16 protein-coding genes and 1 pseudogene are annotated in these 20,832 nt (G+C 71.9%); 13 read left to right on the top strand and 4 right to left on the bottom strand.

Annotated elements, in window-relative coordinates; translation table 11 throughout:
* Nucleotides 1–3 precede the first annotated feature (3 nt).
* The 12 genes from ACFZCY_RS13910 (at nucleotide 4) to ACFZCY_RS13855 (ending at nucleotide 15,968) form a co-directional block, all read left to right on the top strand.
* On the top strand, nucleotides 4–714 hold the full coding sequence (locus ACFZCY_RS13910) for a hypothetical protein (protein ID WP_391172261.1): 711 nt from the start codon (nucleotides 4–6) through the stop codon (nucleotides 712–714).
* The gene (locus tag ACFZCY_RS13905) at nucleotides 711–1,397 is read left to right on the top strand and encodes a hypothetical protein (protein WP_391172258.1); all 687 of its coding nucleotides are present in this window, start codon (nucleotides 711–713) and stop codon (nucleotides 1,395–1,397) included. Before ACFZCY_RS13910 ends, ACFZCY_RS13905 begins: the two co-directional genes overlap by 4 nt.
* A gap of 6 nt (nucleotides 1,398–1,403) precedes the next feature.
* Nucleotides 1,404–1,778 (top strand): hypothetical protein, encoded by a 375-nt coding sequence (locus ACFZCY_RS13900; RefSeq protein ID WP_391172256.1) that lies wholly within the window; start codon nucleotides 1,404–1,406, stop codon nucleotides 1,776–1,778.
* The gene (locus ACFZCY_RS13895; RefSeq protein WP_391172254.1) at nucleotides 1,768–2,907 is read left to right on the top strand and encodes a hypothetical protein; all 1,140 of its coding nucleotides are present in this window, start codon (nucleotides 1,768–1,770) and stop codon (nucleotides 2,905–2,907) included. Before ACFZCY_RS13900 ends, ACFZCY_RS13895 begins: the two co-directional genes overlap by 11 nt.
* A gap of 31 nt (nucleotides 2,908–2,938) precedes the next feature.
* Nucleotides 2,939–3,472: a phage baseplate assembly protein V gene (locus tag ACFZCY_RS13890; RefSeq protein WP_391172252.1), complete on the top strand. Its 534-nt coding sequence runs from the start codon at nucleotides 2,939–2,941 to the stop codon at nucleotides 3,470–3,472.
* A 32-nt stretch (nucleotides 3,473–3,504) separates the two neighbouring features.
* A complete protein-coding gene (locus ACFZCY_RS13885) occupies nucleotides 3,505–3,855 on the top strand; it encodes a hypothetical protein (protein WP_391172250.1) in 351 nt (116 codons plus the stop codon).
* A complete protein-coding gene (locus tag ACFZCY_RS13880; RefSeq protein WP_391172248.1) occupies nucleotides 3,852–4,235 on the top strand; it encodes a GPW/gp25 family protein in 384 nt (127 codons plus the stop codon). Before ACFZCY_RS13885 ends, ACFZCY_RS13880 begins: the two co-directional genes overlap by 4 nt.
* Nucleotides 4,232–7,408 carry a putative baseplate assembly protein gene (locus tag ACFZCY_RS13875; RefSeq protein WP_391172246.1) on the top strand — a complete coding sequence of 1,059 codons (3,177 nt, stop codon included), beginning with the start codon at nucleotides 4,232–4,234 and terminating at the stop codon, nucleotides 7,406–7,408. Before ACFZCY_RS13880 ends, ACFZCY_RS13875 begins: the two co-directional genes overlap by 4 nt.
* The gene (locus ACFZCY_RS13870; RefSeq protein WP_391172244.1) at nucleotides 7,405–11,217 is read left to right on the top strand and encodes a putative baseplate assembly protein; all 3,813 of its coding nucleotides are present in this window, start codon (nucleotides 7,405–7,407) and stop codon (nucleotides 11,215–11,217) included. Before ACFZCY_RS13875 ends, ACFZCY_RS13870 begins: the two co-directional genes overlap by 4 nt.
* Nucleotides 11,214–13,382, top strand: coding sequence for a hypothetical protein (locus tag ACFZCY_RS13865; protein WP_391172242.1), 2,169 nt, complete (start codon nucleotides 11,214–11,216; stop codon nucleotides 13,380–13,382). The genes ACFZCY_RS13870 and ACFZCY_RS13865 overlap by 4 nt, the downstream gene beginning before the upstream one ends.
* Nucleotides 13,383–13,446: 64 nt before the next feature.
* A complete protein-coding gene (locus ACFZCY_RS13860) occupies nucleotides 13,447–15,000 on the top strand; it encodes a DUF6519 domain-containing protein (RefSeq protein ID WP_391172240.1) in 1,554 nt (517 codons plus the stop codon).
* An 86-nt stretch (nucleotides 15,001–15,086) separates the two neighbouring features.
* A complete protein-coding gene (locus ACFZCY_RS13855; protein ID WP_391172238.1) occupies nucleotides 15,087–15,968 on the top strand; it encodes a peptidoglycan-binding protein in 882 nt (293 codons plus the stop codon).
* Nucleotides 15,969–16,083: 115 nt separating this feature from the next.
* On the opposite strand, the gene ACFZCY_RS13850 is transcribed toward ACFZCY_RS13855, so the two are convergent.
* The 4 genes and pseudogenes from ACFZCY_RS13850 to ACFZCY_RS13835 form a co-directional block, all read right to left on the bottom strand.
* Nucleotides 16,084–17,025, bottom strand: coding sequence for a bacteriocin fulvocin C-related protein (locus tag ACFZCY_RS13850; RefSeq protein WP_391172236.1), 942 nt, complete (start codon nucleotides 17,023–17,025; stop codon nucleotides 16,084–16,086).
* A 122-nt stretch (nucleotides 17,026–17,147) separates the two neighbouring features.
* On the bottom strand, nucleotides 17,148–18,140 hold the full coding sequence (locus ACFZCY_RS13845) for an ArsR family transcriptional regulator (RefSeq protein ID WP_391172234.1): 993 nt from the start codon (nucleotides 18,138–18,140) through the stop codon (nucleotides 17,148–17,150).
* Between the two features lie 343 nt (nucleotides 18,141–18,483).
* Nucleotides 18,484–18,651: pseudogene (locus ACFZCY_RS13840) on the bottom strand (ADP-ribosylglycohydrolase family protein); the annotation flags it as partial.
* 57 nt (nucleotides 18,652–18,708) lie between these two features.
* Nucleotides 18,709–19,554, bottom strand: coding sequence for a putative RNA methyltransferase (locus ACFZCY_RS13835; RefSeq protein WP_391172232.1), 846 nt, complete (start codon nucleotides 19,552–19,554; stop codon nucleotides 18,709–18,711).
* A gap of 431 nt (nucleotides 19,555–19,985) precedes the next feature.
* Between ACFZCY_RS13835 and ACFZCY_RS13830 the strand changes: the two genes are divergently transcribed.
* The gene (locus ACFZCY_RS13830) at nucleotides 19,986–20,714 is read left to right on the top strand and encodes a short chain dehydrogenase (protein WP_391172230.1); all 729 of its coding nucleotides are present in this window, start codon (nucleotides 19,986–19,988) and stop codon (nucleotides 20,712–20,714) included.
* Nucleotides 20,715–20,832 lie beyond the last annotated feature (118 nt).

Here is a 20,832-nt window from a genome sequence, read left to right as displayed (position 1 = left end):
TCAATGCGAAAATTGAGTGGCATCGAATCGGATCTCTTTCGCGCCTATCAAGAAATAGAGAGCGCGGTGCAGCTGCAAAGCCAGTACGCCAACCTTGGAGAGTTGGGTATGGAATTTCGTGAAAGGCCGGCTCTTTTTACGGGCCTGCCAGGGTGGCAAGATATCATACTCAGTCAAGACCTCTGTCAGAACACCCCTCGCGTCACGGAAATAAAGGCCTACTGGAGCACTGTCGCCCCGCTTCCCAAGCTCCAAGGTGAATTCTGCGTGGGTGACGTCTTCACCGACCTTATTCAACCTCCACCTGAGCCGCTCTGGGAAGGAAGCCCACCCGAGGACGGGACCTTCTTCCCTTCGATCCGGGTAGTTGATGACGCTCCTGTGGCCGGGACCGGGCACTGGGCCGGAATACGGATTCTTCCGCGCACAGACCCCCTTGAGATGTGGTTCTACGATCCGCAGCTCGTGCGCATACCAGAGGCGGATAAGTCATACTTTCGGATCCATCTCACATATCCTGAATATCTCCGGAATCTCGCCATCACCAAGGGTACTCTGGGGTGGCAGTACTTGTTCACGGACGCAGTTCCCCTCAATTCTCCCGGTCTCCGGGAGACATCGGTGCGATTGCAGAACATGATGGAGATCATGCCCGCGCTCTTTCCTGACTGGGAATATAGGCCGATTTTCGAACGGTTGGAGGCCCGCCTGTGACCCGCTACGCCGACATACCCAAGCCCATCCGCTCCGGCATCGTCATCGTCGACCCCGACCGCGGCACCCCCCAACGCATCATCGTCCTCCAATTCAACCCCGACACCCTCGAACGCTCCCTCGCCCCCCAATCCGCCGGCGACCAGGCCGACGGCGGCGGAGGGGGCAGCGGAAGCGGGGACAGGAACGAGGCGCTGCGCCTCAAGGGCCCCGCCCAGGAGACGTGGAAGTTCACCGCCGAGATCGACGCCACCGATCAGTTCGAGGTGGCCGCGCCCGACGGGATACACCCGCAGCTCGCCGTGCTGGAAATGCTCGTGCAGCCCACGACCGCAAAGTTACGGGAGGCTTCGCGGCTGTCGAAGAAGGGGACCATCGAGATCACCCCCATCGAGATGCCGCTGACCCTCTTCACCTGGGGGAGCAAGCGCGTCATGCCGGTCCGCATCACCGAGCTGTCGATCAACGAGTCGGCGTTCGACGTGAACCTCAACCCGATACGGGCCTCGCTCAGCATCGGGCTGAAGGTGCTGACCATCAGCGACCTGCCCGCCGGGCATCGGGGCGCGGAGCTGTACCTCGCGCATCTCGCGCAGAAGGAACGACTCGCGGCGGCGGCACGCGGAGGGGCACTGAGCGCACTGGGGCTCAGCAACGGGGACATCGGGCTGGGGAGGGTGTAGAGGCAGATGGCCGGGATTCAGCCGTACGAGAGCGCGCTGGACGGGATACCGGGGTCGCACCCGTACCCCCGCACCAGCCGGTATCACGACGCCGAGATCGGGGTGCACACCCAACCCGACGGAACGGAAGTCCGCTACGCCAAGCGCCGGTTACTGCCACCCCTCGCCGAAACCGAGGACGAGACGGCACCGCACACCGTCAGCGGCGGCGAGCGGCCGGACCAGCTCGCCCAGAGGTACATGGGGGACCCCGGGCAGTGGTGGCGGATCGCCGACGTCAACCCCGCTCTCGACCCCCGGGAGCTGACCGCCGAGCCCGGCCAGGACATCGCGATTCCGCTGCCCGGCGGGTTCACGGGAGGAGGTGCCCGTGGCCGATGAGCCCGTGGGGCAGGGGCCCATCCACCTGGAGCTGCGGATGGGCCCGCAGCTCACCCGCCCCGTACCGCCCGAGGTGACCGAGGCACTGCTCTCCGCGCAGATCACCATGACCGCGGGGGAGCGCAGCGGGTTTCAGATCGCCTTCGACCTGACCAAGAAGGGCGCGATCATCGACCGCCTGCTGCCCGAGGGGTTCTTCGACCCCCGGACCAGGGTGATCATGACGGCGGCCGTCAAGGGCACGCCCATCGTGCTGCTCGACGGCCTGATCGTGCGGCAGGAGGTCGGGGCGAGCAACCAGCCGGGGCAGACCACCCTCACCGTCACCGGCGAGGACCTCACCCTGCTGATGGACCTCGAAGAGCGGACCGACCGGTACCCCGGCCTCCGCCCCGCCAGGCGCGTCGAGCGGATCCTCGAGAAGTACAAGGACTACGGGATCCGCACCCGGATCATCGACGAGAAGATCCCGCAGACCCCCAACGTCCAGCAGCGCGTGGACTACCAGACCGGCACCGACCTCCAGTACCTGAACGAGCTGGCCCGCGCCAACGGGTTCACGTTCTACCTCGAACCCGGGCCGACCCCCGAGCGCTCCCTCGCCTACTGGGGCCCCGAGCGCCGCATCGGCAGGCCGCAGCACGCGCTCAACGTCAACATGGACGTCAACTCAACCGTCGACCAGCTCACCTTCGCCTACGACGGCACCGCCCGCGAGGAACCGCAGGCCCGAGTGCAGGACCCCAGGACCCGGGACTCCACGCTCCTCCCGCAGCCCGATATCAGCCCCCTCCGCCCGCCCCTCGGCAAACGGCCCACGCCCGCGCTGAAGCGCAAGACGCTCACCGGGACGGCCAAGATGGACCGGGGGCAGGCCGAGGCCGAGGCGATGGCGCGGGCGGCGACGTCCGCGGACGCGATCTCCGGGTCCGGATCGCTCGACGTCAACCGGCACGGCTACATCCTCCAGCCGCGCCAGCTGGTCGGCGTGCGGGGCGCCGGCAAGACGTACGACGGCGAGTACTACGTCAAGTCCGTCACCCACACCATCCGGCCCGGGTCGTTCCGGCAGAACTTCACGATCTCCCGCGAAGGACTCATCGCCCGCAACAACGTCGTTCGACCCTAGAGCCCCCGCCAGGAAGGATCAGGAGCACCACATGGCCGTTGCGCCCAACAACCGCTTCCTCGGCAAATTCCGGGGACGGGTCCGCGACAACCAGGACCCCCTCGGCATCGGCAGGATCACCGCCGACGTGCCGGACGTGCTCGGCGACGAGCCCAGCACGTGGGCCATGCCGTGCTTCCCCTTCGCCGGGGACCAGCAGCGTCCCGCCGGGCAGTACGTCGTGCCGTCCGTCGGGGCGGGGGTATGGGTGGAGTTCGAGCAGGGGGATCCGAGCTTCCCCATCTGGACCGGGTGCTGGTTCGGGGTGCGGGAGCAACTGCCCGAGGACGCGCGGCCCGACCCCGCGACCGCCCACCCCGTGGTCATTCAGACCCCCGGCAAACACAAGATCGTGCTGTCCGACGTGCCCGCCGAAGGAATCCTCCTTCAGGCACCCGGGGGCGCATTTGTCCGGATCGACGCCACCGGAGTGCACATGGACAACGGCCAGGGGGCGTCCGTGTCGCTCCTCGGCGACCAGGTCGACATCAACCAGGGCCGGTTGACCGTGCCCAAGAAGCGATAAGCGCGGAGCGTCAGCAGAACGGGGAGGGGACAGTGCCGTCCGGGAATCTCGTCAACCACACCGCCACCATCGGCTGCCCGCACGGCGGACGGGCGCAGCCGATGTCCGTCCCGTCGTCCGGCGGGGTGCTGCTCGACGGGCAGCCCGTGCCGAACGCGACCGACACCTACGTCGTCATCGGCTGCCCGCACACCGTCGACGGGCTCCCCGCGCCCTGCACCACCGTCCGGTGGATCCCGGACCGCGACGGCGTGCTGGTCGACGGCCGACCCGTGCTGCTCGACAGCACTCCCGCCCAGTGCTTCACCGCAGCGATGGTGCCCCAGGGACCCCCGGTCGTGGCCGCCACGCGAGACGGACGACAAGGAGTGGTGTGCCAGTGAGGGCACAAACATCGCGTACCGATATCGCGTTCCCGTTCAGGGTCGATCGACGCGGGCGCACCGCGCACGCGGACTACGACGACCACATAAGGGACCTGATCGAGCAACTGCTGTTCACCAGCCCCGGCGAGCGCGTCATGCGGCTCGACTTCGGTTGCGGGCTGCTGGACCTGGTGTTCACGCCCAACAGCCCCGAGCTGGCCTCCGCCCTCGAACTCTCCGTCCAGGCCGCGCTCCAGCGCTGGCTCGGCGAGCTGATCGACGTGGAGGCGCTGGACGTGGTGAGTGAGGAGAACGTCGTGCGCGTCCACCTGCGGTACGTGGTGCGCTCCACCGCGAGCCTCCGCGACGAGGTGTTCGAGGGGAGGGGCGCGGCATGACCCCGCACACCCAGCACACCCCGACCCGGCGCCACCGCGTCCGCGCCGCCCACTTCAACGGCATCGACGCCGTCGAAGTGGCCGACGACGGCCTCACCCTCACCGTGTCCTTCCTCGGCAAGGCCCCCCACGGCCTCCGCCCCGAGAACGTACGCATCGACGGCGGGCGGCGGATCACCGATATCACCGTCGATGACATCTCCGTCGAGCGCGAGGAGGACCCCGAACTCGACGACAAGTTGTACGTCACCGTCGATCGGGCCGGGGATACGTCGCCGTACACGCTTTCCCTCGTGGAAACCGACCCGTACGGCCGTCCCGGCGACGAACCCTTCCCCGGGTTCGACCAGCGCTACTACCGCGCCGAGTTCCGCTTCCGGCCCGACTGCCCCACCCCCTTCGACTGCAAGGAGGGGGAGGACGACGAACCGGCTACCTTCGCGCCCGCACCCGTCATCGATTACACCGCCCGCGACTACGACACCCTCCGCGCGGTCGTCCTCGACCGGCTCCGCCTCACCACCCCCGACTGGATCGAGCGCAACGCCGCCGACCTCGGCACCACCCTGGTCGAACTCCTCGCCTACACCGCCGACCAGATCAGCTACCACCAGGACGCCGTCGCCACCGAGGCCTATCTCGACACCGCCCGCCGCCGCGTCTCCGTACGCCGCCACGTGAGGCTCATCGACTACCCGATGCACGACGGCTGCGCCGCCCGCGCGTACGTCGCCCTCGAAACCGCCGACCGGCTGACGCTGCGCCCGGGCACCTACCGCTTCGCCGCCGTCGACGTCCGTACGCTCGCGCCCCGCGACCGGCCCGAGATCGGCACCGTCATCGACGACCGCGACCTCGCCGTGCTGGACGAGCGCGGCTCGGTGGAGGTCTTCGAGCCGGTGTCCGACCGGCCCCTGCGGCTGCGGCCCGCGCACAACGCGATCCGCCTGTGGACCTGGGGCGACGAGGTGTGCTCGCTGCCGAGGGGCGCGAGCGCCGCGACCTTACGCGACGAGTGGACCGACGACGGCTGCCAGGAGCGGGCCCTCGACCTCCGCCCCGGCGATCTGCTGCTCTTCGAGGAGGTCCGCGGCCCCCGCTCCGGCACCCCCGGCGACGCCGATCCGGCCCACCGGCACGCCGTACGCCTCACCTCCGTCACCCCCGCCGTCGACCGGCTGGCCGAACAGCCGGTATTGGAGGTCACCTGGGCCGAGGCGGACGCGCTGCCGTTCCCGCTCTGCCTCACCACCCGCGCCGGTACGGAGTGCGCCCTCGTCGAGGACGTGACCGTGGTGCGCGGCAACGTGGCCCTGGCCGACCACGGCCGCTCGCTGACCTGGGGCTGCAAGCCGGGCCTGCCCGAAACGGTCACCGTCCCTCCCGTTCCGCCCGTCGCCGGGTCCTGCGCGCCGCCCGCCTTCGGCTGCTTCGAGGCGGACGCGGGCAACGAACCCGCCCGGCTCATCGGCTCCCTCCTCGACACGACCCGCCACGGCGGGCAGCTCACCCCCGACGACGTGACCGAACTGTTCACCGTCGTCGGCCAGGACCGAACCGAACGCGCCGGACTCGGCCTGGAGCGCGCCGGGCAGCGCCGGGAGCGGGTCGTGCCCGGCACCGCGTACGCCCAGGCCGACGCGCTCAGAACGCTGCTCGCGCAGGGCCTCTACCCGGGCATCGCACCGCGCTTCCGGCCGGTGCTCCAGCGCTCGCCCGTCGCCCAGACCGTGCCGTTCCCCGACCCGCGCCACATCGCCGCCGGGCAGGCCGAGCGGCTGGCCGCCATCCCGGACCGGGTCAGGCACCGCCTGCTGGAGCTGTGGCGCGGCGCCCGCGACCACGATGGGCTCCCGGACGAGGAGATCGCCGAACTCACCGTCCTGTTCGGGCTGCGGCTGCTGGAACGGCTGGCCCTGTCCCGCCATCCCGTACGCGCGCTCCGCGAACTGCTGCACCGCTCCGGCCAACTGCTCGCCGCGAAGCTGCGCCGCCTCGCCGTGCTGACCGCACGCGCCGGGGCGGGCACCGTACTCGGCCCGCACATTGCCTGGGAGATCAGCCACAGCTGGGGCCGGGCGTACGCGCACGGGCTGCACCCGGACGATCCGGTGCTGCACGGCCCCGCCGCCGCGCTCACCCCCGACCCCCGGGCCGCGCTCCCGGCCGTACACCTCACGGAGGGGGACACCGACACCGTGTGGATCCCGCAGCGCGATCTGCTCGCATCCGGCCCCCGCGACCGCCACTTCGTCGGCGAGCTGCAGGACGACGGGCGGATCGCGCTGCGCTTCGGCGACGGACGCCACGGTGCCAGGCCGGCCCCCGGGGCCCGGCTGCGCCTCCACTACCGGCTCGGCGGCGGCACCGCGGGCAATGTCGGCGCGGAGGCCATCAACCACCTCGTCCTCGCCCGCGACCCGGACGACCCCGAGGACCCCGACGACACGGCCACCGGGGAGCCGATGCCCGTCGCCAAGGTGCGCAATCCGCTGCCCGCCGTCGGCGGCACCGGACCCGAGCCCGTCGAGCAGGTACGCCAGCTCGCCCCGCTCGACCTCAAGCGGACCCGGCAGCGCGCCATCACCGCCGAGGACTACGCGGCGCTCGCGGCCGGGCTCCCCGGCGTACAGCGGGCGGCGGCCGAGATCCGCTGGACCGGCAGCACGGGGGAGGCGCACATCGCCATCGACGCGTACGGGACCGGGGCACCGCGGCAAGCCCTGCTCGACTCCGTCGCGCACGCCCTGGAGCGGTACCGCCGGATCGGGCACGACCTGGTCGTCGGGCCCGCCCACCCCGTACCGCTGGACATCGCCGTCGAGGTGTGCGCCGCGCCGGGCCATCAGCACGGGCAGATCCTGGCCGAGCTGTACCGGGTGCTCGGCAGCCGCCCGCTGCCCGGCGGACGGCTCGGCTTCTTCCATCCCGACGCGCTCACCTTCGGCGAGCCGGTCCGCCTCAGCCGCCTGGTGGCCGTCGCCGCGGCCGTACCCGGTGTCGAGGGCGTGGCGGTCACCCGGCTGCGGCGGATGTTCCACCCCGACGACGGAGAGACGGAGGCAGGCGTGCTGCGGCTCGGCCCGCTGGAGGTCGCCCAATGCGACAACGACCCCGACCGGCCGGAATGCGGCCGCGTCGAGATCACCCTGAACACCGGAGGTGCGCGATGAGCGGCGGCTGCGCCTGCGGCTGCGGCGGCCACGACGAGCGCCGCGCCCCCGACGCCCTCTACAACCCGCCGGGCCGCGCCGCCCTGGACCACCGGGTGGGGGAGTACGGCTCGCTCCTCGCCGCCATGCTCGACCGGCTCGCCTCGCCCGCCTACCCCGCGCTGCGCGGCCTGACCGTCCGCACCCCGGACGACCCCGCCGTCGGACTGCTCGACGCCTGGGCCGTCCTCGGCGACCTGCTGACCTTCCACTCCGAGCGGATCGCCGACGAGGGATATCTGCGCACCGCCGACGACGACCGCTCGCTCGCGCTGCTCGGCCGCCTCGTCGGGCATGAGCCGCGCCCGGGCGTCGCCGCCGACACCCACCTCGCGTACACCGTGGACCGCGATCCGCGCGCCGAGGACGTCCTCGTCACGATCCCGCGCGGCGCCATCAGCCACAGCGTGCCCGCCGCCTCCGACGAGGAGTCGCACACCTTCGAGACCGACGAGGACCTGACCGCCCACTGGTCCTGGAACGAACTGGCGGTACGGCGCCGCCGCCCCGCCCTGCTGACCCCCGACGACCTGAAGCAGCGCTCCGAACTGCTCGTCGCCGGAACCTCCACCGGCCTGGCCACCGGCGACCAGCTCCTCTTCGTCTTCGCCGGCTCCGACGACGGCACCGACGGACAGCGCCTGCTGCTGCCGGTCGCCCGGATCCGGATCGACCGGGACGACGAGGTGACCGCCATCGGGCTGCCGCAGTCCCCGCCCGCCTCCTTCAAGGAGCTGGTGGACGAACTCCGGCAGTGGATCACCCCATCGGAGCCGGACCCGGACACCGGTGACCCCGAACCCACCCCCGACCACCCGAACCCCCGCCCCATCAGCCGGCTGATCGAGGAGTTCGACACCCAGGTCCTCGCCCCGCTCCGCGCCGACCTCGACGACATCACCCGCCCCGGCCAGCTCGCCCGGCGGCTCGCCGAACCGCACGCCCGGCTGGCGGAGGCGCAGGCGCTGGCCGCCCCGTACGAGGAGGTCGCGGCCTGGTTCGAGCGGCTGGAGGCGGTGATCGGCGAACTGGCCGAGCGCGCCGGGGAACTGGACACCGCCCAGCCCGCCCAGGCCGGCCCGCGCTCGCAGCTCACCCACGACCGCCCGGAGGAGACCGGCCCCCGGGCCCCGGCCGCCCTCCGCGCGCTCGGCGCCGTACTCCCCGCCCTGCGCACGAGCGTCGTACGGCCCCCGTCAGGAGCCGCCGGGGCCCCATCCGCCGGGCACCTCTTCGCGCCCGGCTCCGACCTCGCCCCGCAGCTCCTCGCCGCCCTCGACCCGCGCCTTCGGACCGGGCTGTACGCCGCTTGGCGGCAGGCCGCCCCGCCCCAGCAGGCCACCACCCTGCTCCGCGAACTGCTGGCGATGCGCGTGACCGCCGCGCCCTTCGGCGCGACCGCGCCGCTGAAGGCCGTGCAGGACGACCGCGGCCGCGTCATCCGGCAGGTCGACTGGCCGCTCACCGGCGGCGCGCTGACCAGCATGCGCGTCGTGTACGACACGGCGGGCAAGGTGCCGGTGAAGGCCGAGTTCCAGCACACCGAGACCGGAACCTCGGTGCAGCGCAGCGAGAACCTGCCACAGAACGAGACGTTCGACCTCCCGCCCGGCCGGATCGAACTGTCCACCCGCACCGGCCAGGACCACGACCTGAGCTGGCTGAGCCGCCGCCCCGTCGACACCCAGGAGCCCGGCGTCACCGCCAGGCTCCTGCCCGGCCTGCCCGCGTACACCCTGTTCGTCTCCCGCCCCGCCGAGGACGGCCGGGTGCACATCGCGGTGGAGGTGGAGGGCGGCGAGTCCCCGCAGTGGCGGCTCGCGCGCGGCGAGCAGAAGCAGGTCCCCCTCGGCCGGTACGAGCTGACCATCCGTTACACCCCGGGCAGCGAGCCGCCGGCCGTCGAGATCGGCATCGCGACCGTCCCCGAGCCCGCCGACCGCTACGTCCTGGCGCTCGACTCCGTCCAGAGCGGCATCACCGTCGGCAGCTGGGTCGCCATCGAGCGCCCCCGCAAGGGCGTGGAGGGCGGGGTACCCGGCGACAGGAAGCTGGCCTTCGTCACCACCCGCGTCACCGCCGTCCGCACCGCCGCGTACACCAACTACGGCATCACCGGCCGCGGCACCGAACTCACCCTCGCCGACCCCTGGCTGGACGAACACGACGTCGTCCTCTCCGCGATCCGCGACACCACCGTCCACGCGGGCGGCGAACCGCTCCGCCTCGCCGACGAACCGCTCGGCGAGGACGTGCACGGCAACGAACTCGAACTGGCCGAGCTGTATCAGGGGCTGCGCCCCGGCCGCCGCGTCGTCGTCTCCGGCGAGCGCACCGACCTCCCGGGCTCCGCCGCCATCCGCGGCACCGAACTCGCGGTCGTCGCGGCCGTCGAACAGCGCGTCGACCCCGACCTGCCCGGCGACCACGTCCACACGGTCCTCACGCTCACCGCCGACCTCGGCTACCGCTACCGCCGCGACACCGTCCGCGTGCAGGGCAACGTCGTACCGGCCACGCACGGCGAGAGCCGCGACGAGCCGATCGGCAGCGGCGACGCCACCCGCGCCCACCAGACCTTCACGCTCTGGCAGTCCCCGCTGACCTGGCTGCCCGCCGACAACCCGCTGGGCGCGACCCCGGCCCTCGAAATCCGCGTCGACGGGCTGCTCTGGCACCGGGCCGACAGCCTCGCCGGACGCGGGCCGCACGAACGGATCTACGTCACCGGGACCGCCGCGGACGGGCGTACGACGGTGACCTTCGGCGACGGCGTCCACGGCGCCCGCCTCCCCACCGGCCACGAGAACGTCCGCGCCCGCTACCGCTTCGGCACCGGCGGCCCCCACGGCGCGGCCAACGTCGCCGCCCACCGCATCACCCAGCCCCTCACCCGCCCCCTCGGCGTCACCGCCGTCACCAACCCCCGGCCCGCCACCGGCGGAGCCGTGGGCGACGGCCCCGGCCTCACCCGCCGCACCATCCCGCTCGCGGTCTCCGCGCTCGACCGCCTCGTCTCCGTCCAGGACTACGAGGACTTCGCGCGCTCGCGGGCCGGCATCGGCCGCGCCCACGCCGCCGAACTCCACGACGGGCGACGCAAGGTGCTGCACGTGACGGTCGCCGGAGTGGACGACGTGCCGATCGCCGGCGACGCCGAGGTGCTGCGCGCCCTGCGCGGCTCACTCGCGGAGTACGGCGACGCGCGGCTCCCGGTCCGGGTCGAGCCGCGTGAACTCGTGCTCCTCCTGCTGGCCGCGCGGGTGAAAGTGGCGCCCGACCACACCTGGGCGCTCGTCGAGCCGCGCGTGCGCGCGGCGCTGCTGGCGAAACTCGGCTACCCGGGGCGGGAGCTGGGCCGGCCCGCCCGGCTGTCGGAGGTGCTGGCCACCGCGCAGTCCGTGCCCGGCGTGGACTACGTCGACGTCGACGCCTTCACCGGCGTCCCGGCCTCCAGCACCCCGCAGGAGCTGAGCCGGCTGGCCGAACAGCTCACCACACCCAGCGTCACCGTCCCCGCCCGGTCCGCCACATACGCCGAGGACACCTACCGCGTCACCGCATCCGACGGCGAGACGCTCACCGACATCGCCGCGCACAACGGCATCACCCTCGCCGAACTGCTGCGCCTCAACCCCGACATCACCGACACCGCCCGCCTGCCCAAGGGCCGCTCGGTGTTCGTCTTCCGCGGCATCAGGCCCGCACAGCTCGCGCTGTTCACGCCCGACGTCCCGGACACGCTGATTCTGACGGAGGTCACATCATGAGCAGGGAGCCGGACGGGCTCGCCGAGCTGCTCCCGCAATGGCATCGGCTCCGGGACGCCGAGGCGGGCGAGCCCTTGCGCGCGCTGCTCGCGGTCATCGCCGAGCAGGCCGACCTCGTACGCGACGGGGTCGAGCAGCAATACGAGGACTGGTTCGTGGAGACCGCCGCCGACTGGGTGCTGCCGTATCTCGGCGACCTGGTCGGCTACTGCCCGCTGCCCGGCTACGAACGGGTGCTCGCCACCGGGCTGCGCGACGGCGGACGCCCCGACGCCTCCCGGCGGCGGCTCGCGGAGGCCCTCGCCCCGCGCCGGGACGTGGCCGCCACGGTCGGCTACCGGCGCCGCAAGGGCACCCTCGCGCTGCTGGAGGAGCTGTCGGCGTCGGTCGCCGGATGGCCCGCACGGGCCGTCGAGCTGTCCCGGCTCGTCTCCCACCAGCAGCCGGTGAAGCTCTTGAAAGGCAACGGGGAGGCCGACGCCCGCAGGCTCTCCCGCGGCCGCCTCGCCGACCTGCGGGACGGCTCGGCGCTCGACCTCGCGGGCGGCCCGTTCTCCACGGTGGCCCGCTCGGTGGACGTACGGCGCGCCGGCTCCCGGCGCGGGCAGGGCGGCTACACCCCGGCCGGCGTCGGTGTGTTCGTGTGGCGGCTGAAGCCGTACCCGGTGACGCGGGCCCCCGCGTACTGCGTCGACCGGGCCCGCAACCTGTACACCTTCTCCATCCTCGGCAACGACACACCCCTGGTGACCCGGCCCGAGCCGGAGCCGTCGGCCTCGCACATCGCCGCCATCGACAACGTCCCGGCGTACATCCGCCGCAGACAGCTCGCCGACCGGCTCGCCGACTATTACGGCCCGGGCAAGTCCTTCGCCATCTGGCGCGACGGACACCAGGACCCCGTACCGCCGTCGGACCTCGTCGTGGCCGACCTGACCGACTGGCGCTACCGCCCGAAGCGGGGGCAGGTGGCCATCGACCCGGTGCTCGGCCGGATCGCCTTCGGGTCGCGCTCCGCGCCACGGCAGGGCGTCTGGGTGACCTACCACTACGCCTTCGCCGACGACCTGGGCGGCGGCGAGTACGCGCGCGAGGACCGCGAAACCCCGCCGGACGCCCAGATCTACCGGGTCGGCCCGGGATGCGGCCATCGGCGGATCATGGACGCCTACGAGCAGTGGAAGAACGACCGCCGGGCCGGGCGGTGCGGCCCCGAGGGCATCATCGAGATCACGCACAGCGGTGCCTACCAGGAGCAGCTGGACTTCGACCTCGACCCCGGCGACCGGCTCCAGGTGCGCTCCGCCGAGGGCACACGGCCCGTGATCCGGCTGCTCGACTGGTACAGCAACCGGCCCGACGCGCTCAACATCCGGGCGCCGGAGGAGTGCGCGGGACGCCGCGACGCCCCGCGCATCGTGCTGGACGGACTGCTCATCGCCGGACGCGGGCTCAACGTCACCGGCCCGGTCGGCACCGTCGTTCTGCGCCACTGCACCCTGGTGCCCGGCTGGTCCCTGGAGCCGGAGTGCGAGCCGCGCTCCCCGGACGAGCCCAGCCTGGTCCTGGAGCGCACCACCGCCTGTGTGCAGATCGAGCGCAGCATCCTCGGCACCATCGAGGTCATGGGCGACGAGGTGCACACCGACCCGCTCGCCCTCCACATCCGCGACAGCATCCTCGACGCCACCGGCCACGACCGCCCCGCCCTGTCCGCCCCGGACTGCCGCCACGCACACGCCGTGCTGCACGCCCACCGCACCACCGTCATCGGCGAAGTCCACGCGCACGCCGTCGAGTTGGGCGAGAACAGCGTCTTCACCGGCCGGATGCACGTGGCCCGGCGCGGCATCGGCTGCCTGCGCTTCTCCTACGTCCCACCGGGCTCGCGCACCCCGCGCCGCCACCGCTGCCAGCCGGACCTGGTGGGCGCCAGTGAGGCGTGGCGGGTGCGGCCGCACTTCAGCGGCGAGCGCTACGGGACCCCGGTGTACGGGCAGTTGGCCACCGGATGCGCCGACGAGATCCGCCGGGGCGCGGAGGACGGGGCCGAGATGGGCGCCTTCCACGACCTCTATCAGCCGCAGCGTGCGGACAGTCTGCGCGCCCGCCTCGCCGAGTACACACCGGCCGGAACCGACGCGGGAGTGGTCCACGTGACCTGACGCCGAGCGCCCGCAGCGCCTTCTCCACAGCTTTCACGAACCTGATCGAGGGGGACCCCTTCCGATGCACGCAGACCTCTCCCGCGTCACCTTCCGGCCCGACCGGCACTACTCGGCGGTCGTCGCCCAGCAGGGCCGCGTCCAGCTCGACGCGGACGCCAACGAACAGACCGCGATCCAGCTCCAGCAGGCCCGTACGCTCGCCGCCGACCTGATCGGGCAGCACGGCGGCCCGGCCGGGAACACCGGTTTCAAGCTCGACTTCAAGGGCGGCAGCCGCGAGCTGGACGACCTCGTCATCGGCGGCGGGCGCTACTACGTCGACGGCATCCTGTGCGACGCGAGCCGGCCGCGGCCCGACGAGGCGGTGGACGACGAGGCGGAAGCGCCGGGCACCGGCAACGCCGCCGACGAGTCCGGACCGGACGGCGAGCCGTCCGCGTCGCCCGCCACCTGGACGTACTGGGACCAGCCGGACGCCCACCGCGACCCGGAGCGCCCGGCCGACCGGCTGCCCACGCGGTTCCCGTACCTGGCCTACCTGAAGGTGTGGGAGCGCACGGTCACCGCCGCCGAGGACCCGGCGTTGCGCGAGGTGGCCCTCGGCTCGGCGATGCCGGACACCGCCGCCCGGCTCAAGGTGGTGTGGCAGGTGCTGCCGCTGGAGGGTTCACAGCTCGACATCGAGGACGGGCCCGGTGACCAGCGGGACCTGGTCCGCAAGGCGTTCACCCAGTGGGCGGCCACCGCGGGGGCGCCCGCGTCCCGGCTCGCCGCGCGCAGCGAGCGGCCCGACCACGCGGACGAGGACCCGTGCCTGGTCACGCCGGACGCCCGCTACCGGGGCCCGGAGAACCAGCTCTACCGGGTGGAGATCCACGACGGTGGCCCCGCCAAGGGCGCCACCTTCAAGTGGTCGCGGGAGAACGGCTCCGTGGTCTTCCCGGTCGACGAACTCGACGGAACCTGGGTGGAGTTGGCGTCGCTCGGCGGAGACGACAAGCTCGATCTGAACGTGGGGGACCGGGTCGAGTTCGTGGACACCGCCACCGTCAGCCGTGGTGAGCCGCTGCCGCTGCTGCGCGTGGAGGAGGTCGACCTGCCGGGCCGTCGGGTACGGCTCTCCGGTGAGCCCGAGCCGGGAGTCGGGCGGCGCCCGGAGCTGCATCCGTACCTGCGCCGCTGGGACCAGCGGGACGCGTCCCGGCGCCCGCGCAAGGGCGGCGGGGCGACCACCGCGAGGCTCCGGGGCGGCGCGGTCCCGGTCGAGGAGGGGCGCTGGCTGCCGCTGGAGGACGGCGTCGAGGTGTACTTCGCGCCCGGCGGCACCTACCGGACCGGCGACCACTGGCTGGTGCCGGCCCGTACGGCCACCGGCGCCGTGGAGTGGCCGGTCGACGCGGCACGCAAGCCGCTGCTGCGGGCCCCGGACGGAATCCAGGTGCACTACGCGCCACTCGGATGGGTGTTCGGCGAGGGCGAGGTGTCGGACCTGCGGATGACGTTCGCGCCCCTGGCCGCCCCGGTCCCGGCGGCGGACGCGGCGGCGCTGGCCGCGGAGTCGGAGGCGACGGCGCGGACCGAGGCCGCGGAGTCCGAGGCGGACGCCGGTAGTTGATGCGTCGCACACCGACCGCAACTGAGTCATGCCATGACGGCATCCGTACATGACGGATACCAGTAACACCGAAGGAGCACCTCACTATGGCAACACCCCTGAGCGCCGACAGACTTCTGAAGGCCCTGCGCGACGAGGGCCTGACCGTCCACGAATACCGCAACTGGCGCTCGCACAACCGCAACTCCAAGGGCCCGTGGGGCCCGGTGAACGGCGTCATGATCCACCACACCGTGACCTCGGGCACCGCGAGCTCCGTCGAACTCTGTTACGAGGGCCACGCGTCGCTGCCGGGGCCGCTGTGCCATGGTGTCATCGACAAGAAGGGCGAGATCCACCTCGTCGGCCACGGCCGCGCCAACCACGCGGGCCTCGGCGACAACGACGTCCTGAACGCGGTGATCAACGAAACCAAGCTGCCGACCGACAACGAGGCCGACAAGGACGGCAACGCCCGCTTCTACGGCTTCGAATGCGTCAACCTCGGCGACGGCGACGACCCGTGGCCGGAGGCGCAGAAGCTGGCGATCGAAAAGGTGTCCGCCGCCATCTGCCGCGCCCACGGCTGGAGCGAGCGGTCCGTGATCGGCCACCTGGAGTGGCAGCCGGGCAAGGTGGACCCCCGGGGCTTCACGATGAGCTCCATGCGCACCCGCATCGGCAAACGCCTCGGCAACAAGCCGGACGGCCCGACCGAACCCAAGCCGAAGCCCCCGGCGACGTACGAGCCCTTCCCGGGCGCCGACTTCTTCCGCACCGGCCGCGAGAGCAAGATCATCACTGCCATGGGCAAGCGGCTCGTGGCCGAGGGCTGCGGCCGCTACGAGGAGGGCCCGGGCCCGGAGTGGACGGCCGCCGACAAGAAGTCGTACGCGGCCTGGCAGCGGAAGCTGGGCTACTCCGGCGATGCCGCCGACGGCATCCCGGGCAAGAAGAGCTGGGACAAGCTGCGCGTCCCGAACGTCTAGAGCACCACCGCCCGGGCCGGTGCGCGGCCCCCGCCGCGCACCGGCGCCCGCTCCCCGAAGTGACCCCAGCGATCCGTCCCCGCCGTTACGGCCGGCCGGCTCCGGACGACATGGCCTAGTCGTAGCAGAGACCGTCGCAGGTCTGCCCGTACCACCAGCCGCAGCCGCTGGAAGACGTCTGGCAATTCCCCGGACGGCAGTGGTAGCCGAGCCCGCAGAAGCCGTCCTCTTGATGGCAGGCGCACCCCGAGAGCGGTCCGGCGGCGGCGCTGTGGGCATCCACAGGTCCGAGGACCGAGACGATCGCGCGAGTCTCCTCCTGGCCGAAGGCCTCGATCGTCGCGTCCTTGAGGCGCTGCGGGGGTTGGTACGGCCCGTTCCCGCGATCGAAGATCGAGGGGTTGGCGACTTCGGCGCTGAGCTTGTCGAGTGCGCTGATCTGCTCGGCCGACAGGCCGGAATGAGTCGCCCGGTAGTGGCTCAGGTGTTCCTGCCAGACCCTGCTCGCCTCCGGCGGGGAAAGCCGTGCGTGAATGGCCCGCCGGTAGGTCATCGGATAGGCGATGATCGCCGTGTACGTCTTCGGGAGGCGGTCCTTGTTGTCCTCCGCCCATCCGTGGGCCTGTTCCGCCAGGGCGGGCGTCCTGCCCATGAAGACCAGCCCCACGGCTACGGCCGCTCCGGCGCCCACCCGCAGGAACTGCTTACGGCCCATGGCGTCCCGGTCCAGTGGATGTCCGTTGTACTGATGACGCAACTGCCCCAGGGACTGCAGCACCTTCACCGTGGAGCGAGGCCCCAGTCGGCGCAGGAGCGGTAACGTCATGTGGGCTCCGGTCCAGGCGCGTACGGCACCGCCGTTGACGCGCAGCAGCGTCGGAGCCCAGGCAGCTTCGCTGCCGAGTGCCATGTGCCGCCAGTTCTCGACGTCCGGATGGGTCAGTGGCAGCACCGTCAGCTTGTTGGCGCAGGCGCGTGCGACCGCGCCGGAGAGCACCTGGCACGTCTCACATCCGGCGTCGAATGCGAGCACCCATCGCGCAGTGCGATCCCTCATCGGTCCTCCGGGTTCTGTTCGGCGTCTTCGGTAGGCGCACCGGTCACGATTCCTGATATGAACCTGCCAGGCCATGCCTTTGGACGCTGGTCGAAAAGCACGCGCCGCGGGTGTGACGGCGTTCAGCCGTGCATCAGCCGTGTCCCGAGGGAGGTGATGGCGTGGCGGACGCTGGCCCCGGTGCGGTGGGTGGTGATGAGCCCGGCCACGCGCAGCACCTGGGTGTGGTGGGAGACGGTGGCCGGGGAGAGCCCGGTGCGGCGGGCGAGTTCGGTCGTGCTGCCGTGCGCGGTGGAAAGGGCCTCCAGCACTGTGGCGCGCCCGAGTCCCAGAAGCGCGGCCAGCCGGTTGCAGGGGGTGTTGCCGGCATTGCCGAATGCCGGGGAGGGAATCCATACGGTGTCGTGTGTGACGGGGTAGATCACGACAGGAGGCAGGGCCGGATCAAGGTTGATCGCGGGCTCATGGCCGATGAAGAAGGAAGGAATCAGGCACAGGCCGCGGCCACCGAGGTGAATGTCCCAGTCGTGGTCCGGACAGGCCAGTTCGAGGACGGGCGGTGTCCATCGGATCGTGGGGTGCAGATTCGAGAGCATGCCGTCCAGGCCCTCTGACAGCAGTGATCGTGCCGCCGACGACCGGGCCGCCTCGAACCGCGCATGCAGGTGATGCCACAGGGGAGCGACCGCCGCCTCATGCCAGTCCCGCACGGCCCCGCCCACGGCCTTGAGGGCCACCGGGTCACCATTGGCAAGCGAGGTCACCCAGGCAGGCAGCGGCTTGCCGGTGAGACGGGCGAACGCCGCGAGATCAGTGCGCAGAAACGCCTTCGGCGTGTGCAGCAGCTCGTCCAGGCCCACCTCGAGATCGGTGGCACCGGTCGGAGTCAGAAAGTCCGGGCAAAACCCGTGAGGTGCCGGCACCAAGGTGCGCAGCAGGTGAACGGAGCGAGGAATACGGGAGTGCGCCCAACGCCGCCACTGCCCGAAGGAAGCTCCCGGATGCCGTCCGTGCAGATGCCTCAGGCTGAAGATCGTTTCACTCAGCGGATTGACTTCCTCCGCCAGGGAGATCCGGCGGAGATCATCCTGAGTGAAATGCACCCGAAAGGCCATGCGGTACCTCCCCGTAGGCCGCGTCAGAGGCTCGCTGAGGACGTGGCAGCCTCCCCCGCCACATTTGCCACGCGCACACCGGCCAGCAAGAGGGCAAACAGGCCATGTGCCGGTGGGGGAGCGGCCGTTACGCGGTAATTCCGTCGCCGAGCGGACGGGCGGATGGTGCGTGAGGACGAACACGGGCCCCTGCCCCCCATCGCCGGGCCGACCACAAGGATGAACGGGGTCAGGTGCCCGCAAACCCGCGGGTCGAGGCCCAGTTGAGCAGATACTCGCCCAGCGCTTGCCCGACGCCCCGGCCGCGTGCCTCGGGCGCCGCCATGAAGTTGCCGCCGGCGATGTGGGCACCGGCGAGGCCACCGGTGACCGCAGCGACGGTGTCGGTGTCGCCGCCGAGATCGGTCGCTGCCCGTATCGCCTCTTCGAACGTGCCGGTAGCGCGCAGCGCCCATACCGCGGAGCCCAGACAGGGCCGGACAGCGCCATTGAACTCGGTGGCGTGTTCCGGCCGCCCTGTCTTCCTTGCGGGGAAGGCAGGGCGCCAGGCGAGCCCACGGCTCGTTCGTCAGCGGGCCCGGAAGGCGGTGGCCAGTACGGAGACGGTGACCTGGTCGGGCAGGTACGCGCTGTCGGCCAGGTCTGCCGGGGCCTGGTGACGGGCGCTCGGTGTCATTCCGACCAGGTCGAGGGCCTGCTGCCTGGTCAGGGGCATGGTGTACTCGACCCGTTCGGTGACGACGGCCTCGAAGCGGGGGTTCAGCGCCTGGTGCAGACGCTGTTCCTTGGCGGGGTCGATCGTGACCATCGCGGGCAGCCCGCGCAGCTCGGCCAGGTGCCGGCTGGTGGGACGTACCACGACCAACCGCCCCCCTGGGCGCAGCACTCGGTGGAAGTCGGAGGGGTTGCGCGGGGCGAACACGTCCAGCACGACGTCCGCCGCGCCGTCGGCCAGCGGGAAGGGGCGGAAGACGTCCCAGGTCGCCGCCGCCGCTCGCGCATGCGCTCGGGCCGCGAAGCGCAGCGTGCGCGCCGAGGTGTCCAGCCCCAGACCACGGGCGCCCGGCAACTGGTCGAGTACGCCCGCCAGGTAGTAGCCCGTGCCGCATCCGGCGTCCACGATCGTGCCCGGTACGGGCACGTCGTCGGACGCCAGCTGGGCCACGGCCCGGCGGACGGGCTCGTAACCGCCGGTGGACAGGAACCGGGCCCGGGCCCGCGCCATGGGCCCGTCGTCGCCGCTGGTGGCGCGGCTGCCCGTGAGCAGGCTGACGTAGCCGTGGCGGGCGATGTCGAAGGTGTGGCCCGCCGGGCAGCGCAGTGCGCCGCGGTCGGGGTGCAGGCGGGCCTGGCACATCGGACAACGCAACAGGTCGAGGGACTGTTCGAGGGCAGGGCGAAGCAACACGGGCATGGGGCACTCCTGGCAACGGTGAAGGGAACGGGCCGTGCCTGCACGCGCGCGGAAGGGCATCGCCTACGCAGCAGGCACACCGAGGAGGGCGACGCCGTCCGGCATCGCCCTCAAGTCCTTCCCGTCAAAGGAAGTTGCAGTGCGGGGTGCTCATGAATGCCATGCCGCCATTCTATGAGCTCGAGTCGCGGCGGAGCGTGTCCACCCCGGTCGACGTCACCCCGGTGTCCTCGCGGCGCCCGCGGATCACGAACACCGCGACGAGCGCGAGCAGCTCCGCGCGAGCGGTAAACCGGCGCGAACAGCGGGGCCGGCAAGGAAGCCGCCAAGCGCCTGGCCGGAGCAGGTGCTCATGTGGTGCTCGCGGTGCGGACACCGGCCAAGGGCGAGCAGGCCCGCTCCGAGTCCTTGGCCTGCACCCATCGGGCCGGGTGGAGGTCCGCCGTATCGGCCTGGCCGATCTCTCCTCGGTCCGAGATTTCGCCGATGGCCTGATCTCCGACGGCAGGCCGCTGGATCTGTGGGTGAACAACGCCGGTGTCATGACCCCACCCCGCCGCATCGAGACGGTCGACGGGGTCGAGTTGCAGATGGGCAGCAACCACCTCCGCCCCTTCGCGCTGACTGTCCGCCTGCTGCCGTTGCTCCTGGTCGCTCCGGTGCCGCGGGTGGCCACGATGAGCAGTGTCATGGCCAGTATCGGCCGGATCAACTTCGACGATCTGCAATGGGAGCGCGGCTACCGTCCGCCCGCGGCCTACGCCCAGTCCAAACTGGCCGACCTGATGCTCACCCGCCGGCTGGCCGGGATCGCGGCCGAGCGCGGCTGGCCGCTGCTGTCCACCGGCGCTCACCCCGGCACCACCCGCACGAACCTGTCGGTCACCGGCCCCCGTCTCGGCGGCAAGCCGAACCTGCTGACGCGGGTGGCGGTGAGGATCACACCGTCGCAGGGCGTCGAGCAGGGCGCGGAACCGTTGCTGTACGCGGCAACCAGCCCGGACGCGGTGGCGGGAGGCTACTACGGCCCCCGCTGGTCGATGGTCGGTCCGACGGAGGCCGCCTCCCCACCGCGCCGGGCGCTGGACGCGGCGGTCGCGGCACGCCTGTGGGCCGTATCCGAACGTCTCACCGGCGTCTCCCTGTCCGCCCAGGTCTGACGAAGCGTTCCCCGCACCGAGCTGTCCACCGGTTACTCCCGGGAGCAGGCCTCCCTCCGCCGTCGGCGAGGCAAACTTGATCTTGACCCGGCACCACGTGACACGGTTGCTGTTCCGG

Source organism: Streptomyces sp. NPDC007983, assembly GCF_042958345.1.
Taxonomy (GTDB): Bacteria; Actinomycetota; Actinomycetes; order Streptomycetales; family Streptomycetaceae; genus Streptomyces.
The sequence above is the reverse complement of the archived record's forward strand: the minus strand, read 5'-3'. Positions and strand labels throughout refer to the sequence as shown.